This is a genomic window from Streptomyces sp. NPDC007863, assembly GCF_040633895.1.
Taxonomy (GTDB): domain Bacteria; phylum Actinomycetota; class Actinomycetes; order Streptomycetales; family Streptomycetaceae; genus Streptomyces.
In genome coordinates this window covers 335,648-356,405 of record NZ_JBEYEI010000002.1, presented here as the reverse complement: position 1 = coordinate 356,405, position 20,758 = coordinate 335,648, and the positions used below count along the sequence as shown (strand labels likewise).

Annotated in this window: 22 protein-coding genes; 8 read left to right on the top strand and 14 right to left on the bottom strand. The window is 74.9% G+C overall.

Features of this window, described 5'->3' with window-relative positions:
• Nucleotides 1–73 precede the first annotated feature (73 nt).
• The gene (locus ABZ621_RS04260) at nucleotides 74–802 is read right to left on the bottom strand and encodes a VIT1/CCC1 transporter family protein (RefSeq protein ID WP_360600502.1); all 729 of its coding nucleotides are present in this window, start codon (nucleotides 800–802) and stop codon (nucleotides 74–76) included.
• A 278-nt stretch (nucleotides 803–1,080) separates the two neighbouring features.
• Between ABZ621_RS04260 and ABZ621_RS04255 the strand changes: the two genes are divergently transcribed.
• The 7 genes from ABZ621_RS04255 to ABZ621_RS04225 are packed head-to-tail and all read left to right on the top strand — an operon-like array spanning nucleotide 1,081 to nucleotide 9,062.
• Entirely contained in the window at nucleotides 1,081–2,073 is a 993-nt protein-coding gene (locus ABZ621_RS04255) for an ADP-ribosylglycohydrolase family protein (RefSeq protein ID WP_360600500.1), read from the top strand.
• The gene (locus ABZ621_RS04250; protein ID WP_360600498.1) at nucleotides 2,070–3,521 is read left to right on the top strand and encodes an ADP-ribosylglycohydrolase family protein; all 1,452 of its coding nucleotides are present in this window, start codon (nucleotides 2,070–2,072) and stop codon (nucleotides 3,519–3,521) included. The genes ABZ621_RS04255 and ABZ621_RS04250 overlap by 4 nt, the downstream gene beginning before the upstream one ends.
• Entirely contained in the window at nucleotides 3,502–4,653 is a 1,152-nt protein-coding gene (locus ABZ621_RS04245) for an ADP-ribosylglycohydrolase family protein (RefSeq protein ID WP_360600496.1), read from the top strand. The genes ABZ621_RS04250 and ABZ621_RS04245 overlap by 20 nt, the downstream gene beginning before the upstream one ends.
• Nucleotides 4,650–6,110 carry an ADP-ribosylglycohydrolase family protein gene (locus tag ABZ621_RS04240; protein WP_360600494.1) on the top strand — a complete coding sequence of 487 codons (1,461 nt, stop codon included), beginning with the start codon at nucleotides 4,650–4,652 and terminating at the stop codon, nucleotides 6,108–6,110. The genes ABZ621_RS04245 and ABZ621_RS04240 overlap by 4 nt, the downstream gene beginning before the upstream one ends.
• Nucleotides 6,107–7,027, top strand: a complete 921-nt coding sequence (gene rbsK / locus ABZ621_RS04235; RefSeq protein WP_360600492.1) for a ribokinase — start codon at nucleotides 6,107–6,109, stop codon at nucleotides 7,025–7,027. The genes ABZ621_RS04240 and rbsK overlap by 4 nt, the downstream gene beginning before the upstream one ends.
• On the top strand, nucleotides 7,024–8,229 hold the full coding sequence (locus ABZ621_RS04230) for a CoA transferase (RefSeq protein ID WP_360600490.1): 1,206 nt from the start codon (nucleotides 7,024–7,026) through the stop codon (nucleotides 8,227–8,229). Before rbsK ends, ABZ621_RS04230 begins: the two co-directional genes overlap by 4 nt.
• On the top strand, nucleotides 8,226–9,062 hold the full coding sequence (locus tag ABZ621_RS04225; protein ID WP_360600488.1) for a CoA ester lyase: 837 nt from the start codon (nucleotides 8,226–8,228) through the stop codon (nucleotides 9,060–9,062). Before ABZ621_RS04230 ends, ABZ621_RS04225 begins: the two co-directional genes overlap by 4 nt.
• Nucleotides 9,063–9,135: 73 nt before the next feature.
• On the opposite strand, the gene lgt is transcribed toward ABZ621_RS04225, so the two are convergent.
• From lgt to hisI, 11 genes are all read right to left on the bottom strand, one after another.
• On the bottom strand, nucleotides 9,136–10,113 hold the full coding sequence (lgt, locus tag ABZ621_RS04220; protein ID WP_360600486.1) for a prolipoprotein diacylglyceryl transferase: 978 nt from the start codon (nucleotides 10,111–10,113) through the stop codon (nucleotides 9,136–9,138).
• Between the two features lie 78 nt (nucleotides 10,114–10,191).
• Nucleotides 10,192–11,013 (bottom strand): thioredoxin domain-containing protein, encoded by an 822-nt coding sequence (locus ABZ621_RS04215; protein ID WP_360600484.1) that lies wholly within the window; start codon nucleotides 11,011–11,013, stop codon nucleotides 10,192–10,194.
• Between the two features lie 77 nt (nucleotides 11,014–11,090).
• Entirely contained in the window at nucleotides 11,091–11,909 is an 819-nt protein-coding gene (gene trpA, locus ABZ621_RS04210) for a tryptophan synthase subunit alpha (RefSeq protein WP_360600482.1), read from the bottom strand.
• Nucleotides 11,906–13,144 (bottom strand): tryptophan synthase subunit beta, encoded by a 1,239-nt coding sequence (gene trpB / locus ABZ621_RS04205; protein WP_360600480.1) that lies wholly within the window; start codon nucleotides 13,142–13,144, stop codon nucleotides 11,906–11,908. Before trpB ends, trpA begins: the two co-directional genes overlap by 4 nt.
• A 292-nt stretch (nucleotides 13,145–13,436) precedes the next feature.
• Nucleotides 13,437–13,640, bottom strand: coding sequence for a hypothetical protein (locus ABZ621_RS04200; RefSeq protein ID WP_360600823.1), 204 nt, complete (start codon nucleotides 13,638–13,640; stop codon nucleotides 13,437–13,439).
• A gap of 67 nt (nucleotides 13,641–13,707) precedes the next feature.
• Nucleotides 13,708–14,517: an indole-3-glycerol phosphate synthase TrpC gene (gene trpC, locus ABZ621_RS04195; RefSeq protein WP_360600479.1), complete on the bottom strand. Its 810-nt coding sequence runs from the start codon at nucleotides 14,515–14,517 to the stop codon at nucleotides 13,708–13,710.
• A 131-nt stretch (nucleotides 14,518–14,648) separates the two neighbouring features.
• The gene (locus ABZ621_RS04190; RefSeq protein WP_360600821.1) at nucleotides 14,649–15,029 is read right to left on the bottom strand and encodes a DUF2752 domain-containing protein; all 381 of its coding nucleotides are present in this window, start codon (nucleotides 15,027–15,029) and stop codon (nucleotides 14,649–14,651) included.
• Between the two features lie 207 nt (nucleotides 15,030–15,236).
• Entirely contained in the window at nucleotides 15,237–15,491 is a 255-nt protein-coding gene (locus tag ABZ621_RS04185) for an HGxxPAAW family protein (protein WP_360600477.1), read from the bottom strand.
• A gap of 118 nt (nucleotides 15,492–15,609) precedes the next feature.
• Complete coding sequence (locus ABZ621_RS04180; RefSeq protein ID WP_360600475.1) at nucleotides 15,610–16,260, bottom strand: TIGR02234 family membrane protein; 651 nt, start codon at nucleotides 16,258–16,260, stop codon at nucleotides 15,610–15,612.
• Between the two features lie 6 nt (nucleotides 16,261–16,266).
• Nucleotides 16,267–17,766 (bottom strand): anthranilate synthase component I, encoded by a 1,500-nt coding sequence (locus tag ABZ621_RS04175; protein ID WP_360600473.1) that lies wholly within the window; start codon nucleotides 17,764–17,766, stop codon nucleotides 16,267–16,269.
• Between the two features lie 11 nt (nucleotides 17,767–17,777).
• Nucleotides 17,778–18,149, bottom strand: coding sequence for a phosphoribosyl-AMP cyclohydrolase (hisI, locus tag ABZ621_RS04170; RefSeq protein WP_360600471.1), 372 nt, complete (start codon nucleotides 18,147–18,149; stop codon nucleotides 17,778–17,780).
• A gap of 84 nt (nucleotides 18,150–18,233) precedes the next feature.
• Here hisI and ABZ621_RS04165 point away from each other — a divergent pair, with 84 nt between their 5' ends.
• Nucleotides 18,234–18,869, top strand: a complete 636-nt coding sequence (locus tag ABZ621_RS04165; RefSeq protein ID WP_360600469.1) for a TIGR03085 family metal-binding protein — start codon at nucleotides 18,234–18,236, stop codon at nucleotides 18,867–18,869.
• A gap of 34 nt (nucleotides 18,870–18,903) precedes the next feature.
• Here the strand turns inward: ABZ621_RS04165 and ABZ621_RS04160 are convergent, their stop codons facing one another.
• Nucleotides 18,904–20,148, bottom strand: coding sequence for an MFS transporter (locus ABZ621_RS04160; RefSeq protein ID WP_360600467.1), 1,245 nt, complete (start codon nucleotides 20,146–20,148; stop codon nucleotides 18,904–18,906).
• Entirely contained in the window at nucleotides 20,145–20,732 is a 588-nt protein-coding gene (locus tag ABZ621_RS04155) for a helix-turn-helix domain-containing protein (RefSeq protein WP_360600465.1), read from the bottom strand. Before ABZ621_RS04155 ends, ABZ621_RS04160 begins: the two co-directional genes overlap by 4 nt.
• Between the last annotated feature and the right edge of the window lie 26 nt (nucleotides 20,733–20,758).

Here is a 20,758-nt window from a genome sequence, read left to right as displayed (position 1 = left end):
CATGGAGGGCGGTACGGATTCCGCGGGCCGGACGGTACGGATTCCGCGGACGGGAGGGCGACGCCTCCGCGGGCTAGAGGACCGCGTCGAAGGCCATGCCGAGGCCGTACGTCACGGCCGCCGCGGCACCGCCGAGAAGCAGCTGGCGCAGGCCGCTGAACCACCAGCCGCGGGCGGTGACGCGGGCGACCAGCGCGCCGCAGCCGAAGAGCCCGAGGAGCGCCAGGAGGACCGCCGGCCAGAGCGCGGTCGCACCGAGCAGGTACGGCAGCAGGGGCAGCAGCGCGCCGAGCGCGAAGGAGCCGAAGGACGACACCGCGGCGACCATCGGCGACGGCAGGTCGTCGGGGTCGATGCCCAGCTCCTCGCGGGCGTGGATCTCCAGCGCCTGCTCGGGATCCCTCGACAGCTGCATGGCGACCTCGCGGGCGAGCGCGGGCTCCACGCCCCGGGAGACGTAGAGGGCGGCGAGCTCCTCCATCTCGTCGATCGGGTGCTTGCGCAACTGCCGGCGCTCCACGTCCAGTTCGGCCTGGACGAGTTCGCGCTGCGAGGCGACGGAGGTGTACTCGCCGGCCGCCATGGAGAAGGCGCCGGCCGCGAGGCCCGCGAGGCCGGTGACGACGATGGTCTGCGAGGAGACGGCACCGCCGGCGACGCCGGTCATCAGGGCGAGGTTCGAGACCAGTCCGTCCATCGCGCCGAAGACCGCGGGCCGCAGCCAACCGCCGTTCACGTCACGGTGGGTGTGGTTGTCTCGGTGCGCCTCGTGCAGTGGTGCCTGGGCTTCGATGATGGACATGCTTCTCCCCTCGTCACGGCGGGCCGGGTCGCACCCGCCGCCCCCAACGCACTCGAAAATACGCCCGATGTAAGGGTCCCGCCAGCAAGGCAGGCCGTACTTAGTAAGGCCCGCCTCAGTGTGGGAAGCCTTGCCTGACACCCCCTCAACCCCCCTTCCCCCACCGACAGACGGGTGACAGAAGCCGTCCACCGGCGAGTCGCCGGCCCGCCGTGGCACAGATCCAGGCGATGGGGTACCGCCGAAGCGGTGCCCGCACCGAGGGAAGGGGCGCGCGGATGGTGACCACGGCATGCGACACCCGGGAACGGGCGAGGGGGGCGATGCTCGGCCTCGCCGTCGGCGACGCGCTCGGCGCCCCCGCCGAGAACATGAAGCCCTCCGAGATCCGCCGCCGCTGGGGCCGGATCGAGGGCTTCCTGACGGACCGGCCCGCCGGCACCGACGACACCGAGTACGCGATCTTCTCGGCGCTGCTGCTCGCCCGGCACGGCTCGGCGCTCACCGTCGCCCACGTCGAGCGGGCCTGGCACCGCTGGATCGCCGACCTCGACGAGGGCCCCTTCCGCGGCGCCGGCTTCTCGGAGCGCGGCACCCTGGAGAACCTCCGGCGCGGCCTGGCGGCCCCCATCTCCGCCCAGCACCGCCACGCGTGGTCGGACGGCCTCGCCATGCGGGCCGCCCCCTTCGGCGTCTTCGCCGCGGGCCGCCCGGCGGAGGCCGCCCGCCTGGTCGCCATCGACGGCAGCGTCAGCCACGAGGGCGAGGGCATCTACGGAGGCCAGGCGGTCGCGGCGGGCGTCGCGGCGGCGATGTCCGGCGCGACGGTCACCTCCGTCATCGCGGCGGCCCTCTCGGTGATCCCCATGGACTCCTGGACGGCCCGCTCGCTGCGCCGCGCGGTGGTCGCGGCGCAGCGGGTCCAGCCGGACCCGCTCACCCGCGAACGCCAGGTCCGCTCCGCGGTGGTCATCGGCGGCTACCCCTGGACCGACCTGGCCCCGGAGGCCGTCGGCCTCGCCTTCGGCGCCTTCGCGGCGGCCCGCGGCGACTTCCGCACGGCGGTCCTGACGGCCGTGAACATGGGCCGCGACGCCGACACCACGGCCGCGGTGGCCGGCGCCCTGGCCGGCGCGGCGGGCGGCGTCACGGCGATCCCCCACGAATGGGCAACGGCCATCACCCCGGTCACCGGCAGCTGCCTCCCCACGATGCGCGGCCACCACGTCCTGGAAGTAGCCGACCTCCTCACCCCGGAGCCCACCCCATGAGCGCCCCCACCACGACCAACGCGACACCCCCCACGGAACGTACGACCCCTGCGGCCCCGGCTGCCCCCGTCGCCCCCGCAGCGTCCGTTGCCACCGACACGCGGGACCTCGCCCCGCCGGGCCTGCCGGTGCGGGGCGCCGTCGAACGGGCCGCCGTCCTGCCGGAGCCGCCCCCGGTGCCGGGCGCCCTTCACGCGACCGACGCGCCCGGCGCCGGTACGCCCCGAACCGCCGCCCCCCGCACCACCGGCACCTGGCCCGCCCCCCACGCGGCGGAGGCTCCGGGGCCGGCCGCCCGGGCCGGAGCGAGCCGCGACCGGGTCGAGGGGCTGCTGCTCGGGCTCGCCGCGGGCGACGCCGCCGGCTGGCCCGCCGCCCGGCACCGCGCCGCCCGCATGCCCGAGTGGACCCGCCGCCTGACCCGCGAACTCGACACCTTCGCGGAGCAGAACGCGACGACCACCCTCCCCGTCCCCATCGCCCTGAACCAGCCCCCCGAGCCCCTCCGCCTCGGCCCCTCCGACGACGCCGAGTGGGCGGCCTTCACCGCGGAGGCGGTCCTGGCCGCCACCGGCCCCCTCTTCGCCGCCCTCCCCACGGAGCGCCGCCTGCGCGCCGCCGTCGACGTCGCCTGGAACCACCTCGCGGGCCAGGTCGCGGCCGCCGCCGACCGCGCGCTGGAGATCGAGTCCGCCGTCCTCCCCCTCCGCGCCCGCATCTCCGTCCGCGCCGGCCTCGGCAATCTGGCCACCGGGCTGCGCCCGCCCGCCACCGGCCACGACAACCCGCACTACTTCGACGACGCCGCCTGCGTCCGCGCCGCCGTCCTCGCGACCGTCCACCCCGGCGACCCGCGCGCCGCCGCCGAACTCGCCGAGTTCGACGCCCGGTACACCCAGGACGGCGACGGCGTCCACGGCGCCCGCGCCACCGCCGCCGCGGTCGCCGCGGCCCTCGGCGGCGCCGACCCCGACACCGCCGTCGAGGCCGCGCTCGCCGAACTCCCGTCCGTCACCGAGATCGGCCGCAACGCCCGCCACGCCGTGAAGCTGGCCCGCACCGCCGACACCGCCTTCGAACTGGTCCCCCTCCTGGAGCACCAGATCGTCGACCACGTCTACAGCTACGGCATCGCCGCCGCCGAGACCGTCCCGGTCGCCCTCGCGCTGACCGTCGCCGCGCGCGGCGCGATGACCGCCGCCGTCCCGGCGGCCGCCTGCCTGTCCCGGGTCGCCGACTCCGCCCCCGCCCTGGCCGGCGCGCTCACCGGCGCCCTCGGCGGCGGCCGTTCGGTCCCGGCGAGCTGGCGGGACGCCTGCCGGACGCTCTCCGGCTGCGCGCTCCCCCGCCTCGCCGGTACGGACCTGGTGGAACTCGCCGGGCTCCTGGGAGCCACGGAACCGGCACCCCCAGGTGGACAATTCCGACATGACACCCACACTGGATGACCGGATCACCGGAAGTCTCCTCGGGGCCGCCGTCGGCGACGCCCTCGGCGGCCCCGTGGAGGGGTACACCCCCGAGCAGATCACCGAACGCCACGGAGGCCGCGTCACCGGCGTCGTCGGCCCCTGGAACGGCGACGCCTGGCGCACCGCCCGCCCCATCGCCCCGTACCACAAGGGCGACGGGCACGTCACCGACGACACCCTGATGACCCACGCCCTGGTCCGGGTGTACGAACGGGTCCGCGACCACCTCGACGCGTACGCGGTCGCGGACCACCTCGTCCCCGAACTCATGGGCACGCCCGTGTGGATCCCCGAGCTGGAGGCGGAGGCGCTGCCGCTCCAGCGGATCTTCCTCGCCGAGAAGTGGCTGGTCGCCCGCCTCCACTACGGGCACAACGACCCCCGCGAGGCCGGCACCGGAAACATCGTCAACTGCGGCGCCGCGATGTACATGGCCCCGGTCGGCCTGGTCAACGCCGCCGACCCGCACGGCGCGTACGCCGAGGCGATCGACGTCGCCGGCGCCCACCAGTCCTCGTACGGCCGCGAGGCCGCGGGCGTCTTCGCGGCGGCGGTCGCGGCGGCCTGCGTCCCCGGCGCCACCCCGCGCACGGTCGTCGACACCGTCCTGGCCCTCGCCAAGGACGGCACCCGCGCCGCGATCGAGGCGGTCGCCGAAGTCGCCGACCGCCACCGCGACTTCGAGTCCGCGCTCGTACCGCTGCGCCGGGCGGTGGCCCCGTACGACTCCGTCGGCCCCGACTACCGCAGTCCCGGTCTCGACGCCCGCCGCCCCTCCCGCCTGCACTCCATCGAGGAGCTGCCGATCGCGCTCGGCATGCTCCTGGTCGGCGAGGGCGACTACCGCCGTACGGTCCTCGGCGCGGTCAACTACGGCCGCGACTGCGACTCCATCGCCACCATGGCGGGGGCGATCGCCGGCGCCCTGCACGGCGAGGCGGCCGTCCCCGCGGAGTGGGCGAAGCGGGTGGCGGAGGCCAGCCGCCTCGACCTCCACGCCCCGGCCCGCTCCCTCGCCGCCGTGGCCGCCGAGGTCTTCGCCCGCGACGCCGCCCGCCGCCGCGCCCACGAGTCCGCCCGCGCCACCCTGACGGGCACGACCCGATGACGGACGCGGCACCCGCCCCCCTCGTCGCGTCCACGCCGCCCGGCCGTGCCGCCCCGCCCGCCCCGCGCGGCCGCACGGCACCCGCGGCCGCCCTCCGTCTCACCTGGGTGCAGCCCGAGGACCTCGTCGGGCACGAGCTGCGGCAGGCCGGCGAGGACGGGCGGGACGCGCGGGAGTGCGCGGCCCGCTGGTACGCCGCCGGCGGGCACCCCGCGCCGCCCGCCGCCGGCGCCTCCCCCGACGCGCGGCCGGACCTGCGGCCGCTCGCCGAGGAGCTGCTCGACGCCCTCGCCGCCCTCCCCTCCCCCCTCGCCGCCGACGAACCCACCGCCCTCGACGCGATCGTCGCCGCCTGCCCCGACTGGCCCGCCCCCGGACCGGACGGGGCGGCCCACGACCCCGCCCTCCGCGACCGGCTGCACGCCGCCTGGCTCGGCAGGGCCGTCGGATGTCTGCTCGGGAAGCCGGTCGAGAAGCTGCCGCTGGACGCGATCCGGGCGCTCGCCCGGGCCGCGGGGAACTGGCCGCTCGACGACTGGTTCACCGCGCGCGGGGTGGCGCCCGAGCTGCTGGCCGCGCACCCCTGGAACCGCCGTTCCGCCCCCACCTCGCTCGCCGAGAACATCGACGGCATGCCCGAGGACGACGACCTCAACTACCCCCTCCTCGCCCTGCTCCTCCTCCGCCGCCACGGCCGCGGCTTCACCACCGCCGACGTCGCCCGCCTGTGGCTGGACGAACTCCCCGCCGGCCGGACCTTCACCGCCGAGCGGATCGCCTACCGCAACCTCCTCGACGGCGTCGAACCGCCGCTGACCGCCGTCCGCCGCAACCCCTTCCGGGAGTGGATCGGCGCCCAGATCCGGGCCGACGTCCACGGCTGGACCCGCCCCGGCGACCCGGCCGGGGCCGCCGCCCAGGCCCACCGGGACGCCGTCCTCAGCCACACCGGCTCCGGCGTCCACGGCGCGATGTTCGTCGCCGCGACCCTGGCCGCCGCCGCGGACGGCGGCCACGACGTCCACCGGGCGCTGGCCGCCGGCCTCTCCGTCGTCCCGCCCCGCTCCCGGCTCGCCGGGGCCGTCCGGTACGGCATCGCCACCGCCCGCGCCGTCCCCGCGTTCGACACCGTCGTCGACCGGCTGCACGCCCGCTACGGCGGGTACCACTGGGTCCATGCCGTGCCGAACACCGCGCTGCTCGCCGCCGCCCTCACCCACGCCGACGGCGACTTCACCCGCTCCGTCTGCGCGGCCGTCTCCGGCGGCTGGGACACCGACTCCAACGGCGCCACCGCCGGCTCCGTCGCCGGTCTCCTCGCCGGACATCCGGACCGGCTCCCGGACCGCTGGACCTCCCCCCTCAAGAACCGGCTCTCGACGTCGGTGCCGTCCTTCGACGGCACCGGCTTCGACGCCCTCGCCGACCTGACGCACCTGGAGGCAGTACGCCCATGACCAGCATCGTGGTGCTCGGGAGCACCAACATGGACCTCGTCGCGTACGTGGCGAAGGCACCGGCCCGCGGCGAGACCGTCACCGGCCGCTCGTTCCGCACGATCCCCGGCGGCAAGGGCGCCAACCAGGCGGTCGCGGCCGCCCGCGCGGGCGGCGAGGTCGCCATGATCGGCGCGGTCGGCGCCGACGACTTCGGCCACCGGCTCCGCGACGTCCTGGAGCACTGCTCCGTCGACACCGACCTGCTCCGCACCGTCGAGGGCCCCTCGGGCACCGCGCACATCGTCGTGGACGACGAGGGCGGCAACGCGATCGTCGTCGTCCCCGGCGCCAACGGCACCGTCACCTCCCTCAGCCAGGGCGACGAGGCCCTGATCACCACCGCCGACCTGCTCCTCCTCCAGCTCGAACTCCCCCTCTCCGTGGTCGTCGACGGCGCCGCGCACGCCCGCCGGAGCGGCGTGAAGACCGTCCTCACCCCGGCCCCCGTCCAGCCGCTGCCGCCCGAACTCTTCGACGTCACCGACCTGTTGGTACCCAACGAGCACGAGGCCACGGCGCTCACCGGCCGCGCCGACCCGCACGCCGCCGCGCTCGCCCTCCTCGAAGTCGTCCCCGAGGTCGTCGTCACCCTCGGCGCGGCCGGCTGTCTCTACGCGGCGCGCGGCGCGGATCTGCTCTCCGTGCCCGCCCCCCGGGTGCGGGCCGTGGACACCACCGCGGCCGGCGACACCTTCGTCGGCGCCCTCGCGGTCGCCCTCGGCGAGGGCCGTCCCGTGCCCGAGGCGCTGGCCTGGGCCGGCACGGCCGCCGCGCTGTCCGTCCGGCGCGAGGGCGCGTCGACCTCGATGCCGTACCGCACCGAGATCGACACGGCCCTCGGCTCCCCCGCGTCCCTGGAGGCCGATCCCGCATGACCACCGCCCCCTCCCCCGCCCCGCCCCTGGAGGGGCTGCGCGTCCTCGATCTGGCGACGCTCTTCGCCGGGCCGCTGGCCGCCATGATGCTCGGCGACTTCGGCGCCGACGTCGTCAAGGTCGAGCACCCCCGCAAGCCCGACCCGTCCCGGGGCCACGGCCCCGCCAAGGACGGGGTGGGCCTGTGGTGGAAGGTCCTGGGCCGCAACAAGCGGACCGTCACCCTCGACCTGTCCACGCCCGGCGGCCGGGACGCCCTCCTCCGGCTGGCCGCCGACGCCGACGTGATCGTGGAGAACTTCCGGCCCGGCACCCTGGAGCGCTGGGGCCTGGGCTGGGACGAGCTGTCCACGGTCAACCCCCGCCTCGTGCTCGCGCGGGTCACCGGCTTCGGCCAGTTCGGGCCGTACGCCCACCGCCCCGGCTTCGGGACCCTCGCCGAGGCGATGAGCGGCTTCGCCGCGATCACCGGCGAGCCGGACGGCCCGCCGACCCTGCCCCCCTTCGGCCTCGCCGACTCGATCGCCGCCCTCGCCACCGCGTACGCGGTGATGACCGCGCTCACCGCGAGGACGACGACCGGCCAGGGCCAGGTCGTCGACATGGCCATCATCGAACCGATGCTCTCCGTCGTCGGCCCCCACCCCCTCTGGTACGACCAGCTCGGCTACGTCCAGCCGCGCACCGGCAACCGCTCCCGCAACAACGCCCCCCGCAACACCTACCGGACCTCCGACGGCTCCTGGGTGGCCGTCTCCACCTCCGCTCAGTCCATCGCCGAGCGCGTGATGCGCCTGGTGGACCGCGCCGAGCTGATCGACGAGCCGTGGTTCGCCGACGGCACGGGCCGCGCCGCGCACGCCGACGTCCTCGACGAGGCCGTCGGCTCCTGGATCGCCCGCCACACCCGTGACGAGGCCATGGCCGCCTTCGAGAAGGCGGAGGCCGCGATCGCCCCGGTCTACGACGTCCGGGACGTCCTGGCCGACCCCCAGTTCCAGGCGCTCGGCACGGTCACCGAGGTCCCCGACCCGGAACTCGGCCCGATCCGCATGCAGAACGTGCTCTTCCGGCTCTCCGGGACGCCCGGCGGGATCCGCTGGGCCGGCCGCCCGCACGGCGCCGACACCGACGAGGTCCTGACCGCGGCCGGCTTCGCCCCGGCCGAGATCAGCGCCCTGCGCGCCCAGGGGGCGGTATGAGCGCCCCGGGCGCCGTGAACGGCCGCCGCCACCGCGGCCGTCTCCCCCTCACCTGGCTGTACGCCCCCGGCGACCGCCCGGAGGTGGTCGGCAAGGCGCTCGGCTCGGGCGCCGACGTGGTCATCGTGGACCTGGAGGACGCGGTCGCCCCGGACCGCAAGGCGTACGCCCTCGACGCCACCGTCGATCTGCTCTCCGACGCCCACCCGGTCCCGGTGCACGTCCGCATCCACACCCCGCGCGACATCCCCGTCCTGGCCTCCCTCCCCGGCCTCGGCGGTCTCCGTGTACCCAAGGTGACACACCCCTCCGACATCCACCGGATCAGCGAGCTCGCCCCCGGCCTCCCGCTGTACCCGCTCCTGGAGGACGCGCTGGCCGTGGAGCAGGCGTACGCCATCGCCACCGCCCACCCGGCGGTGCGCGGCCTCTCCCTCGGGGAGGCCGACCTCGGCGCCGACCTGGGGGTACGCGAGGACAGCGGGCTCGACTGGCCGCGCAGCCGGATCGTGGTCGCGGCCCGGGCGGCGCGGCTGCCGCCGCCCGTGCAGTCGGTCCACGCGGACATCGGCGACCTCGACGCCCTCGCCGCCGGCTGCGCCCGGGGCCGGGCGCTCGGTTTCCTCGGCCGGGCCGCCATCCACCCCCGGCAGCTCCCGGTGATCGAGCGGGCCTATCTGCCGACCCCGCAGGAGGTCGACGCCGCCCGCGCGGTGGTGGCGGCGGCCGAGACCGACCGGGGCGCGCTGGCCCTGGCGGACGGCCGGTTCGTGGACGCGGCGGTGGTGGCGGGCGCCCACCGGGTCCTGGCCCTCGCGGACCGCGTCTGCTGACCCGTACCGGGACACGCGCGAGGGCCGCCGGGACCTCCTCGGTCCCGGCGGCCCTCGTGTTCCGTGCGGCGGGTCAGCCCTTCTTGGCGGCCGATCCGGCGCCGTTCTCGACGTCACCGCCGGAATCGGCGTCGCCGGACTCCTCCGCGTCCTCGGCGGGCTCACCGGCGTCCTCGGCGTCGTCCGCCTGCTCCGTCTCCTCCGCCTGCTCGGTCTTCTCCATGTCCACCGGCTTGCGGGAGCGGGGCTCGACGATCTCCTCGCGGCCCGGGCGCATCCGCGCCGAGAGGACCATGTAGAGGACGGCGAGCAGGAAGACGATGATCGCGGTCCACACGTTGAGGCGCAGGCCCAGGATGTGGTGGGCCTCGTCGACCCGCATGTACTCGATCCAGCCGCGGCCGGCGCAGTAGGCGGCCACGTACAGGGCGAAGGCGCGGCCGTGGCCGAGCTTGAAGCGGCGGTCGGCCCAGATGACGAGGAGCGCGACGCCGATGCACCAGAGCGACTCGTAGAGGAAGGTCGGGTGGTAGAGCCCGGCCTCGCGGTTGGCGCTCTCGGTGATCTTCAGCGCCCACGGCAGGTCGGTGGGCTTGCCGTACAGCTCCTGGTTGAACCAGTTGCCCCAGCGGCCGATGGCCTGGGCGAGGGCGATGCCGGGCGCGATGGCGTCCGCGTACGCCGGGAGCGGGATGCCCCGGCGGCGGCAGCCGATCCAGGCGCCGACGGCGCCGAAGGCGATGGCGCCCCAGATGCCGAGGCCGCCCTCCCAGATCTTGAAGGCGTCGACCCAGTTCTCACCCTCGCTGAAGTACAGCTGGTAGTCGGTGATCACGTGGTAGAGGCGTCCGCCGACGAGGCCGAACGGCACCGCCCAGACGGCGATGTCGGCGACGGTGCCGGCGGTGCCGCCCCGGGCGATCCAGCGCTTGTTGCCGAGCCAGACGGCGACGAAGACACCGAGGATGATGCAGAAGGCATAGCCGCGCAGCGGGATCGGTCCGAGGTGGATGACACCGGTCGACGGGCTGGGAATGTAGGCAAGGTCCATGGCAGGTCCGACGCTACCCTGCCGGGCGGGCGGACCGGCAGCCCGCCCGGCAACGTCTGGGTAACTAACCCGTCGGCGCTATCCGGCCGAGGGGGAGGCCGTGCCCGGCTTCTTGCCCTTGTTGGCCTCGGCGACCCACTTCTTCAGGTTCTCCGGCGAGATCTGCTCGCCGTCCTTGGTCGGGAAGATCGATTCTCCGTTGAGCAGGACGGACGGGGTGCCGCGGAAGCCGCCGTTCTGGAAGGCCTCGTTTGACTTCTCCACCCAGCTGTCGTGCGTGCCGTCCTCGACGCAGGAGCGGAACGACGGCGTGTCGAGGCCGGGGACCTTGGCGGCCAGCTCGATCAGCTTGGCGTTGTTCCCGAAGGCGTCGTCGGTCTCCTGCGGCTGGTTGGTGTACAGCGTGTCGTGATACGGGGTGAACTTTCCGGCGTCCTGGGCGCAGGCCGCCGCGTTCGCCGCGCGCAGCGAGCCGCTGCCGCCCATGTTGCCGTCGATGAGGGTGGCGAGGTGGTACTCGGCCTTGAGTGCCCCGGCGGACTCCAGCTCGTGGATGGAGTCCCGCATCACGTTCTCGAACTGGGCGCAGGCCGGGCAGCGGAAGTCCTCCCAGATCTGGAGGGTGGACGGGGCGTCCGTCTTCCCGGTGGGGATGGCCGGCTTGTCGCCCTCGATGGAGCCGGAGGGGGCGACGACGGGCCCGGCCTTGTCGGACCCGGAGTCCTTGTCGCCGCTCGCGGCGATCACGCCGACGACGGCGGCGAGGCCGAGGACGCCGACCACTCCCGCCGTCACGATGAGGACCCGCCGCTGCTTCTCACGGGCCTTCTCGCGCTCGCGCTGCTGCTGGAGGCGCTCCCGCGCGCTCTTGTTACTACCGTCACGGTTCTTCTCGCTCACGCCCACAGCAACGAACCGGGGAGGCGCGTCCGCGCCTCCCCGGTCCCATATCCACCCGAATGGACTACATCGGGTGATCAGCTGCGGCGTACGCCGTCCGCCAGTTCGGCCGCCAGTTCCTTTACGGCGGCGAGTCCGGCGGCCTCGTCGCCGTCGGCGTCCAGGATCCGCTGGACGAAGGCCGAGCCGACGATGACGCCGTCGGCGAAGGCGGCGACCTCGCGGGCCTGGACGGCGTTGGAGACGCCGAGGCCGACGCAGACCGGGATCTTCGAGGTGACCCGGGTGCGGCGGACCAGGTCGGCGGCCTGCTCGCCGACCGACGCGCGGGTGCCGGTGACGCCCATGAGGGAGGCGGCGTAGACGAAGCCGGAGCCGACCGCCGTGATGGTGGCGAGCCGCTCGTCCTTGCTGCTGGGGGCGACGACGAAGACGGTGGCGAGACCGTGCGCGTCGGCGTGCTCCCGCCACAGCGCGGACTCCTGGACCGGCAGGTCGGGCAGGATGCAGCCGGCGCCGCCGGCCTCGGCGAGCTCCCGGACGAAGCGCTCGACGCCGTACCGGTCGATCGGGTTCCAGTAGGTCATGACGAGGACCGGCTTGCCGGTGGCCTCGTGGGCCTCCTTCACCGTCCGCATGACGTCGGCGATCTTCACGCCGCCGCGCAGGGCGATGTCGTCGGCGGTCTGGATGACGGGGCCGTCCAGGACCGGGTCGCTGTGCGGGAGGCCGACCTCGACGACGTCGGCGCCGCCCTCGAAGGCCGCCTTGACCGCCTTGATGCCGCCGTCCACGGTCGGGAAGCCGGCCGGGAGGTAGGCGATGAGCGCGGCCCGGTCCTCGGCCTTCGCGCGGTCGAGGGTGTCGGCGAGCAGCTGGATGTTCCCGGTGGTCACTTCGACCCCTCCCCGTCGTACAGGCCGAAGTAGCGGGCGGCCGTGTCCATGTCCTTGTCGCCGCGGCCGGAGAGGTTCACGACGAGGAGCGCGTCCTTGCCGAGCTCCTTCCCGACCTCCAGGGCGCCGGCGAGCGCGTGCGCCGACTCGATGGCCGGGATGATGCCCTCGGTACGGGAGAGCAGCCGCAGCGCCTGCATGGCGGCGTCGTCGGTGACGGCCCGGTACTCGCCGCGGCCGGTGTCCTTGAGGTACGAGTGCTCGGGGCCGATGCCCGGGTAGTCGAGGCCCGCCGAGATCGAGTACGGCTCGGTGATCTGGCCCTCGTCGTCCTGGAGGACGTACGACCGGGAGCCGTGCAGGATGCCGGGCTCGCCGGCGGTGAGGGTGGCCGCGTGCTCGCCGGTCTCGACGCCGTGGCCGGCCGGCTCGCAGCCGATGAGCCGGACGCCGGTGTCGGGCAGGAAGGCGTGGAAGAGGCCGATGGCGTTGGAGCCGCCGCCGACGCAGGCGATCGCCGCGTCGGGGAGGCGGCCGGCCCGCTCCAGGAGCTGGCGGCGGGCCTCGACGCCGATCACCCGGTGGAAGTCGCGGACCATCGCCGGGAAGGGGTGCGGTCCGGCGACGGTGCCGAAGAGGTAGTGCGTGCGGTCGACGTTGGCGACCCAGTCGCGGAACGCCTCGTTGATGGCGTCCTTGAGGGTGCGGCTGCCGGACTTCACCGCGACGACCTCGGCGCCGAGCATCCGCATCCGGGCCACGTTGAGGGCCTGGCGCTGGGTGTCGACCTCGCCCATGTAGATGGTGCAGTCGAGGCCGAAGAGGGCGCAGGCGGTGGCGGTGGCGACGCCGTGCTGGCCGGCGCCGGTCTCGGCGATGACCCGGGTCTTGCCCATCCGCCTGGTCAGCAGGGCCTGGCCGAGCACGTTGTTGATCTTGTGCGAGCCGGTGTGGTTGAGGTCCTCGCGCTTGAGGAAGATCCGGGCGCCGCCGGCGTGCTCGGCGAACCGGGGGACCTCGGTGAGGGCGCTGGGCCGGCCGGTGTAGTTGGCCATGAGGTCGCCGAGCTCGCGGGCGAACTCGGGGTCGTTCTTGGCCTTCTCGTACTCGACGGCGACCTCGTCGACGGCGGCGACGAGGGCCTCGGGGATGAACTTGCCGCCGAAGGCGCCGAAGTAGCCCTCGGGCGACGGGACCTGACCCTCCGGGTCCGGGATGAAGAACTCGCTGGTCATGCTGATGCTGCTCCTCGCGGGGCGATGCGGTCGATAGGACGTGACTCGCTTCGTACACACGCGCGCGGCGATCCCGCCGTCCCTGTGGGCAATCGTCCCGCTTGGGGGTCCCCCCTGGACGAAGTCCTTGGGGGAGGGACGGGTGGGCACAGGGACGGCGCCCCTCTGCCGGGCCTAGGCCTTCCGGGCCTGAGCCCGCACCCGACGCACGGCTTCTCAGGGGTGCGGGTTCAGGCGCAGGTGCGGAGGCACCCGCGAAGGGTGCCGTTCCGTTGTGCCCACCCGTTCCGCCCTAGCGGAACGTATGCCCACGACGAAACGACGGGCGCGCGTGTGAGGTGCGGGCGCGCCATCGCATGCCGGGGACCGTGCCCGGTTCGGAGCCGATGCAGTGGCGGACCCGGCGGCCGTGGACCCGGCGGGCGGGCGCCCGGCAGCCGCGGGGCCGGCAGCCCCGGGCGAGCCGGGCGTGGGCCGCCACGGCGACCGCGCGCACACCGACGGGCCCGCGGGCTGCGGAGCCCGGGGCGGTCGGCACGGCGCGGCGCGGGGTCACGGTCGGGTCAGCTCCGCCCGTGCCGCAGGGCGGGGTGCGCGCCGGCGGCGACCAGGTCGGCGACGGCGGTCTTCGGGTCGCGGCCGGTGACCAGCGACTCGCCGACCAGCACCGCGTCGGCGCCGGCGTTGGCGTAGGCGATGAGGTCGTGCGGGCCGCGGACGCCGGACTCGGCGACCTTGACGATGCCGGCCGGGATCTCCGGGGCGACGCGCTCGAAGGTGGAGCGGTCGACCTGGAGGGTCTTGAGGTTGCGGGCGTTGACGCCGATGATCCGGGCGCCGGCGTCGACCGCGCGCTCCACCTCCTCCTCGTCGTGGACCTCGACGAGCGGGGTGAGCCCGATGGACTCGGCGCGCTCGATGAGGGAGACGAGGGCTTCCTGCTCCAGGGCGGCGACGATGAGGAGCGCGAGATCCGCTCCGTACGCCCGGGCCTCCCAGAGCTGGTAGGCGGTGACGATGAAGTCCTTGCGCAGGACCGGGATGTCCACCCGGGCGCGCACGGCCTCCAGGTCGGCGAGCGAGCCGCCGAAGCGGCGCTGCTCGGTGAGGACGGAGATGACGGCGGCGCCACCCGCCTCGTAGTCGGCGGCGAGCCCCGCCGGGTCGGCGATGGCCGCGAGGGCTCCCTTGGACGGGCTGGAGCGCTTGACCTCGCAGATCACCGTGACGCCGTCGCCGCGCAGCGCGGCGACCCCGTCCTTGGCCTGCGGGGCCTTGGCGGCCCGCTCCTTGAGCTCGTCGAGGGAGACCCGCGCCTGCCGCTCTGCGAGGTCGGCGCGCACGCCTTCGATGATCTCGTCGAGCACACTCACGCGAGAGGCCCCCTTCCGGGACGGTGACGGTTCCACGGAACCTGAATGAACACGGTTCAGCCATGTCGATGGTATCCGCAGCGGGGCCTCTGATCCGCATCGAGCGGCGCGGCGTCCCACAAGCTGGGACTTCAGGGGACCAGCGCGGAGCCGAACGGAAGGTTCCGGACCACCGTGAAAAGGGCGGTCAGGGCCCCGATCGCCCACCATCGGGCGGGTGTGAGGACGATCCGGGTGGGCCGGCCGCGGACGGCGTGAACCAGCCAGACCGCCATGAGGACCGCGCAGACGGCGTAGCCGGCGACGGCGAGGGCGTTGGCACCGAGCGCGGTCGCGAGGTCGCCGTGGGCGACGGCGTGGGCGCCGCGCAGGCCGCCGCAGCCGGGGCAGTACAGGCCGGTGAAGCGGAGCAGCGGGCAGACCGGGTAGTGGCCGGGTTCGTTGGGGTCGACGAGGCCGACGTAGGTGAAGGCGGCGCCGACGCCCGCGAGGGTGGCGAGCGGGGCGAGCAGCCGCCGGCCGAGCGGCCTGCGCCGGAACTCCTCGGCCTCGTGGGGCCGGGGGGCGGTCTGGGGGGTGGGCTCGGCGGTCACGCCGTGATTGTCGCCCGGGCGGCCCGGGGACGCACGACGGCGCGGCCCGGCCGTGCCGGACTGCGCCGTTCGTGTGGTTCCGGGCCCGCGCGTGTCACGCGCCGGGCCCGGGGACCGGGCCGTGGATCAGGCGCGGGCCTTGATCGCGGCGGTCGCGGACTCGCGGGCCGAGGCGACGGCCTGGGACTCCTTGGGCATGCCGAGGCCGGCGATCTTCATCGCGCCGCCGACGACACCGCCGAGGAGGATGACGCCGATGCCGGCCCAGAAGCCGGGGGTGTTCGCCGCCACCATGAAGACTCCGGCGATGCAGAAGCCGATGAAGGAGATGATGACACCGGTCCAGGCGGCCGGGGTGTGTCCGTGGGCGCTGCCCGCCATGAGTTGCTCCTCGTAGATGTTGCTCGGTGGTGACGTCGAAGATGACGGCTGTCATGTGATGACGGCGTCATTCTTCCGCACATGACCCCGCGGAGGTGACTCGGGGGGTCCCGGACGATCACGCGTCGTGCGTCGGGTCCTCGCCGCGGTCGAGCGCCTTCCACAGGTCCTCGGGGCGGTCGGGGTCGCCGGCGGCGGGACGGCGGGACGGCCGGGGGGCGCCGGAGCGCTCGTAGCGGCCGCCCATCGCGGGCCAGCTCTTGCCGTAGCGGAGGGCGAAGAGGCCGGCGACGAGGATGAGGAGGGCGCCGGTGGCGGCGACGTACGGCCAGGCCGTGTGGGTGAGGCCGGCGACGGCCGCGGCGGTGTCGCCGCTGATCCGGGCGGCCTCGGCGTCCAGGGCGGCGCTGTCGGAGGCGCCGAGGAAGGCGGCGAGGGCGGCGCCGGCGCCGCTGAGCGCGAGCAGCCCGGCGACGAGGGTGCGGCCGGTGCGGCGGACGGCGAAGACGGCGACGAGGGCGGCGAGCCCGACGATCGCGAGGGCGGTCGGGACGCCGGTGACGGTGCCGCCGTCGGCCTCGACCGGGACGGTGCCCCCGGCGACCGACGCGGTGCCCTCGGCCCAGATCTGGCCGGCGGAGAGCAGCACGACGGTGGCCCCGAGGGCACCGAGGAGCAGGGCGAGGGCGAGGCTCCGCCGGCCGCCGGAGGTGACGGCCGCGCGGGCGGCTCGGGGCTGGGGTACGGATGCGGCACTCACGTACCCCACTATCCCCTACGGCCTCGCCGAACCGTTCATCCGGTTGGCGGTGTGCACCGCGCGGAGCACGGCGGCGGCCTTGTTGCGGCACTCGGCGTCCTCGGCGGCCGGGTCGGAGTCGGCGACGACACCGGCTCCGGCCTGCACGTACGCCGTGCCGTCGCGGAGCAGCGCGGTGCGGATGGCGATGGCGGTGTCGGAGTCACCGGCGAAGTCGAGATACCCGACACATCCGCCGTACAGGCCGCGGCGGGAGGGCTCCAGCTCCTCGATGATCTGCATCGCGCGGGGCTTGGGCGCGCCGGAGAGGGTGCCGGCCGGGAAGCAGGCGGTGAGGACGTCGAAGGCGGTCTTCCCCTCGGCGACGCGGCCGGTGACGGTGGAGACGATGTGCATGACGTGGGAGTACCGCTCGATCGACATGAAGTCGACGACCTCGACGGTGCCGGGGGCGCAGACCCGGCCGAGGTCGTTGCGGCCGAGGTCGACGAGCATGAGGTGCTCGGCGCGCTCCTTGGGGTCGGCGAGCAGCTCCTCGGCGAGGTCGTGGTCCTCCTGCGGGGTGGCGCCGCGGTGCCGGGTGCCGGCGATGGGGTGGAGCATCGCCTGCCCGTCCTCGACCTTGACGAGGGCCTCGGGGCTGGAGCCGACGACGTCGAAGCCGTTCTCGAAGCGGAAGAGGTACATGTACGGGGACGGGTTGGTGGCCCGCAGGACCCGGTAGACGTCGAGCGCGGAGGCCGTGCAGGGCGTCTCGAAGCGCTGCGAGGGGACGACCTGGAAGGCCTCGCCGGCCCGGATCCGCTCCTTGATGTCCTCGACGGCGTCCTGGTAGGCGGGGCCGCCCCAGAGCGCCGAGTACTCGGGGAGCTCGGAGGGCGGGAGGGCGGCGGGGGTGGTGGCGACGGGGCGGGCCAGGTCGGCCTCCATCGCGTCGAGGCGGGCGACGGCGTGGGCGTACGCCTCGTCGACGCCGGTCTCCAGGTCGTTGTGGTTGATCGCGTTGGCGATCAGGAGGACCGAGCCGTCCCAGTGGTCGAGGACGGCGAGGTCGCTGGTGAGCAGCATGGTGAGCTCGGGGAGCCGCAGGTCGTCGCGGGTGGAGTCGCCGATGCGCTCCAGGCGGCGGACGATGTCGTAGCCGAGGTAGCCGACCATGCCGCCGGTGAACGGCGGGAGGTCGCCGGCCAGGTCGCGCGGGGTGTGGAGGGTCTCGACGGTGGCGCGCAGGGCGGCGAGCGGGTCGCCGTCGACGGGGACGCCGACGGGCGGGGTGCCGAGCCAGTGGGCCTCGCCGTCCTTCACCGTCAGCGTGGCGTCGCTGCGGACGCCGATGAAGGAGTAGCGGGACCAGCTGCGGCCGTTCTCCGCGGATTCGAGGAGGAAGGTGCCGGGGCGTTCGGCGGCGAGCTTGCGGTAGAGCCCGACCGGGGTGTCGCCGTCCGCGAGGAGCCTGCGGCTGACGGGGATGACGCGGCGGTCGGCCGCCAGCTTGCGGAAGGTCTCGAGATCCATGGCGCCAGACCCTACTCGGATGCGGGAAGGAGGACGTCGGCGTCGAAGCAGGTGCGGGCGCCGGTGTGGCAGGCGGCGCCGACCTGGTCGACCCGGACGAGGAGCGTGTCGGCGTCGCAGTCGAGCGCGACCGACTTGACGTGCTGGACGTGCCCGGAGGTGTCGCCCTTGACCCAGTACTCGCCGCGGCTGCGGGACCAGTAGGTGCAGCGGCCGGTGGTGAGGGTGCGGTGCAGGGCCTCGTCGTCCATCCAGCCGAGCATGAGCACCTCGCCGGTGTCGTACTGCTGGGCGATGGCGGGGACCAGTCCGTCGGCGCTGCGCTTGAGGCGGGCGGCGATGGCCGGGTCGAGGTCGCTGGGGGTCCGGGGCGTGCTGCTCATGGCGCCATTGTGCCGTGGCGCGGCGGCGTGTCCGGCCGGGCGTCCACTGGGCGGACGGCGTGGCGGGATCGTACGCTGGCGGGCATGTCGACCCATGCCAAACGTGAACGGCTTCTGCTCGCTGATCTGTTGGAGGCGGCCGGTCCCGACGCCCCGACGCTGTGCGAGGGCTGGCGGACCCGGGACCTCGCGGCGCACGTGGTGGTGCGGGAGCGACGCCCCGACGCGGCGGCGGGGACGCTCGTGCCGGCGCTGAAGGACCGCCTGGAGCGGGTGCAGGAGGAGTTCGCCGGAAAGCCGTACGAGGAGCTGATCCAGCTCGTCCGTACGGGTCCGCCGCGCTTCTCCCCGTTCACGATCAAGCAGGTGGACGAGGGTGCGAACGTGGTCGAGTTCTACGTCCACGCGGAGGACGTCCGGCGGGCCCAGCCCGGCTGGTCGGCGCGGGAGCTGGACCCGGTCTTCTCGGACGCGCTCTGGTCCCGCCTGGAGAAGGGCGCCCGCCTCCTCGGCCGCAAGGCCCCGGTGGGCCTGGTGCTGCGCCGCCCGAACGGCCAGACGGTGGTCGCCCACCGCGGCACCCCGGTGGTGACGGTCTCCGGTGAGCCGGGCGAGCTGACGATGTACCTGTACGGGCGTACGGAGGTCGCGAAGGTCGGCCTGGAGGGCGAGCCGGACGCGATCGAGCTGCTGAGCACGACGAAGCAGCTGGGGATCTAGACCGTGTCTTCCGGCCTGATCCGGAAGACACGGCCTAGGGCAGGCGCTCGGGTTTCGGGAGCTCGGCGCGGCGGACGGCGCGGACCGCGAGGCCGTACACCCCGGAGAGGGCGCAGACCGCGGCGCTGACGGCGAAGACCGGGCCGGTCCCCCACAGGCCGATCGCCGCGCCGGTGACCGGGTAGCTCAGCGGGGCGATGCCGAGGCTGCCGAGACTGGCGACGGCGCTCACCCGGCCGAGGTAGGCGGGGTCGCACTCGGTCTGGATCAGGGCGTTGCACAGGGCTCCGGAGAGGCCGGCGAGCAGGCCGATGGAGAGGGCGGCGAGGACGGCGAGCGGCAGCCTGGGGAGGTGGGCGAGCGCGCCGATCGACACGGCGCCGACGACCATGGTCCAGCCCATGACGAGGCCGGTCCGGGGGACGTGGCCCTTGACGGTCAGCAGCAGGGAGGCGGCGCCCGCGCCGACGCCGAAGCCGGCGAGGACCCAGCCGATGCCGGTGGCGCCCCAGCCGCGCTGCTCGGCGAGGACGGCGAGGCCGACGTTGAGCGGACCGGTGAAGCCGAGGTCGCCGAGGAGGACGACGATCATCAGCGGGCCGAGCACCGGGTGGCCGCGGAGGTAGCGCAGGCCGTCGGTGAGGCCGCGCGCGGCGGAGCCGTCGCGGGCCTCCTCCCGGGGCAGCGGGCGGAGCCGGAGCGCGGCGAGCAGGGGCAGGGAGAAGGCGAAGAGGGCGCCGGCGACGGCGAAGGCGCTCGCGGTGCCGCCGACGGCGACGGCGAGGCCGCCGAGCGGGGCGCCGACGATGGCGCCCGTCCGATAGGCGAGGCCGCGCATGCCCTGGACGCGGGCGAGCTGGTCGCGGTCGGCGATGCGGGGCGGCAGGGCGCCGACGGCCGGGAGGAAGAGGGCGTCGACGGTGCCGAAGACGAGGGCGACGGCGGCGAGCGCCCCCAGGCCGGGCGAGGCGAGGAAGAGGGTGGCCGCGAGGCCGAGGGTGACCAGGCAGCGGACGGTGTCGGAGACGACGACGACCCGGCGCGGGCCGAGCCGGTCGGCGATCACTCCGCCGAAGAGCATGAGCAGCGCGCGGGGCACGGCCGCGACGGCCATGACGAGCCCGGCCTGGGCGGGGGTGCCGCCGCTGACGGCGGCCCAGGAGAGTGCCAGGTAGAAGACGCTGTCGCCGAGGGTGGAGGCGGTGTAGGCGCCGAGCCAGCGCAGGACCTGAGGGCTGCGGTGGGCGGGGCGGGCGGCGGCCTCGGTGAGCGCGGTCACGGGCGGTAGGGGAAGGCGTGGAGGTGGACGGCGACGTTCTCGCGGCCCTCGGTGTCGCCGGCGGCCTCGGCGGCGCGGGCGGCCTGGTCGTACTTCCGGAGGACGGCCTCCAGCTCCGTGCCGAGGGCGGTGAGTTCGGCGGCGGTGAGCCGGGGCAGCCATTCGGAGCTGATCGAGGCGGAGCGCCAGGCGTCGGACCAGGTGAGGCGCTCGTCGAGGAAGCGGGTGTGCATCTCGGTCCGCTGCTCGCTGACGGTACGGCCGAAGGCGGCGCTGGCCGCGGCGAGCTCGGGGGCGTCCTTGACGTCCTCCTCGTGGATGCCGAAGCCGTAGGAGCTGGGCTGCCACCAGCGTTCGCGCCCGTCGGCGGACTGCGCCTCGGCCTCCTCGATGAGCCCGCCGTCGGCGAGCTTGCGCAGGTGGTAGCTGACCAGGGACACGGCCTCGTCGACCTGGTCGGCGAGCTGCGAGGCGGTCGCGGTGCGGGCGACGAAGAGGGCCCGGTAGAGGCGCATGCGCAGCGGGTGCGAGATGGCCTTGAGGGTGCCGAGCTCGGTGATCCGGCGGGTCTCGGAGGAGGTCATGTCCACGACCGTAGACGCGCAGGAAA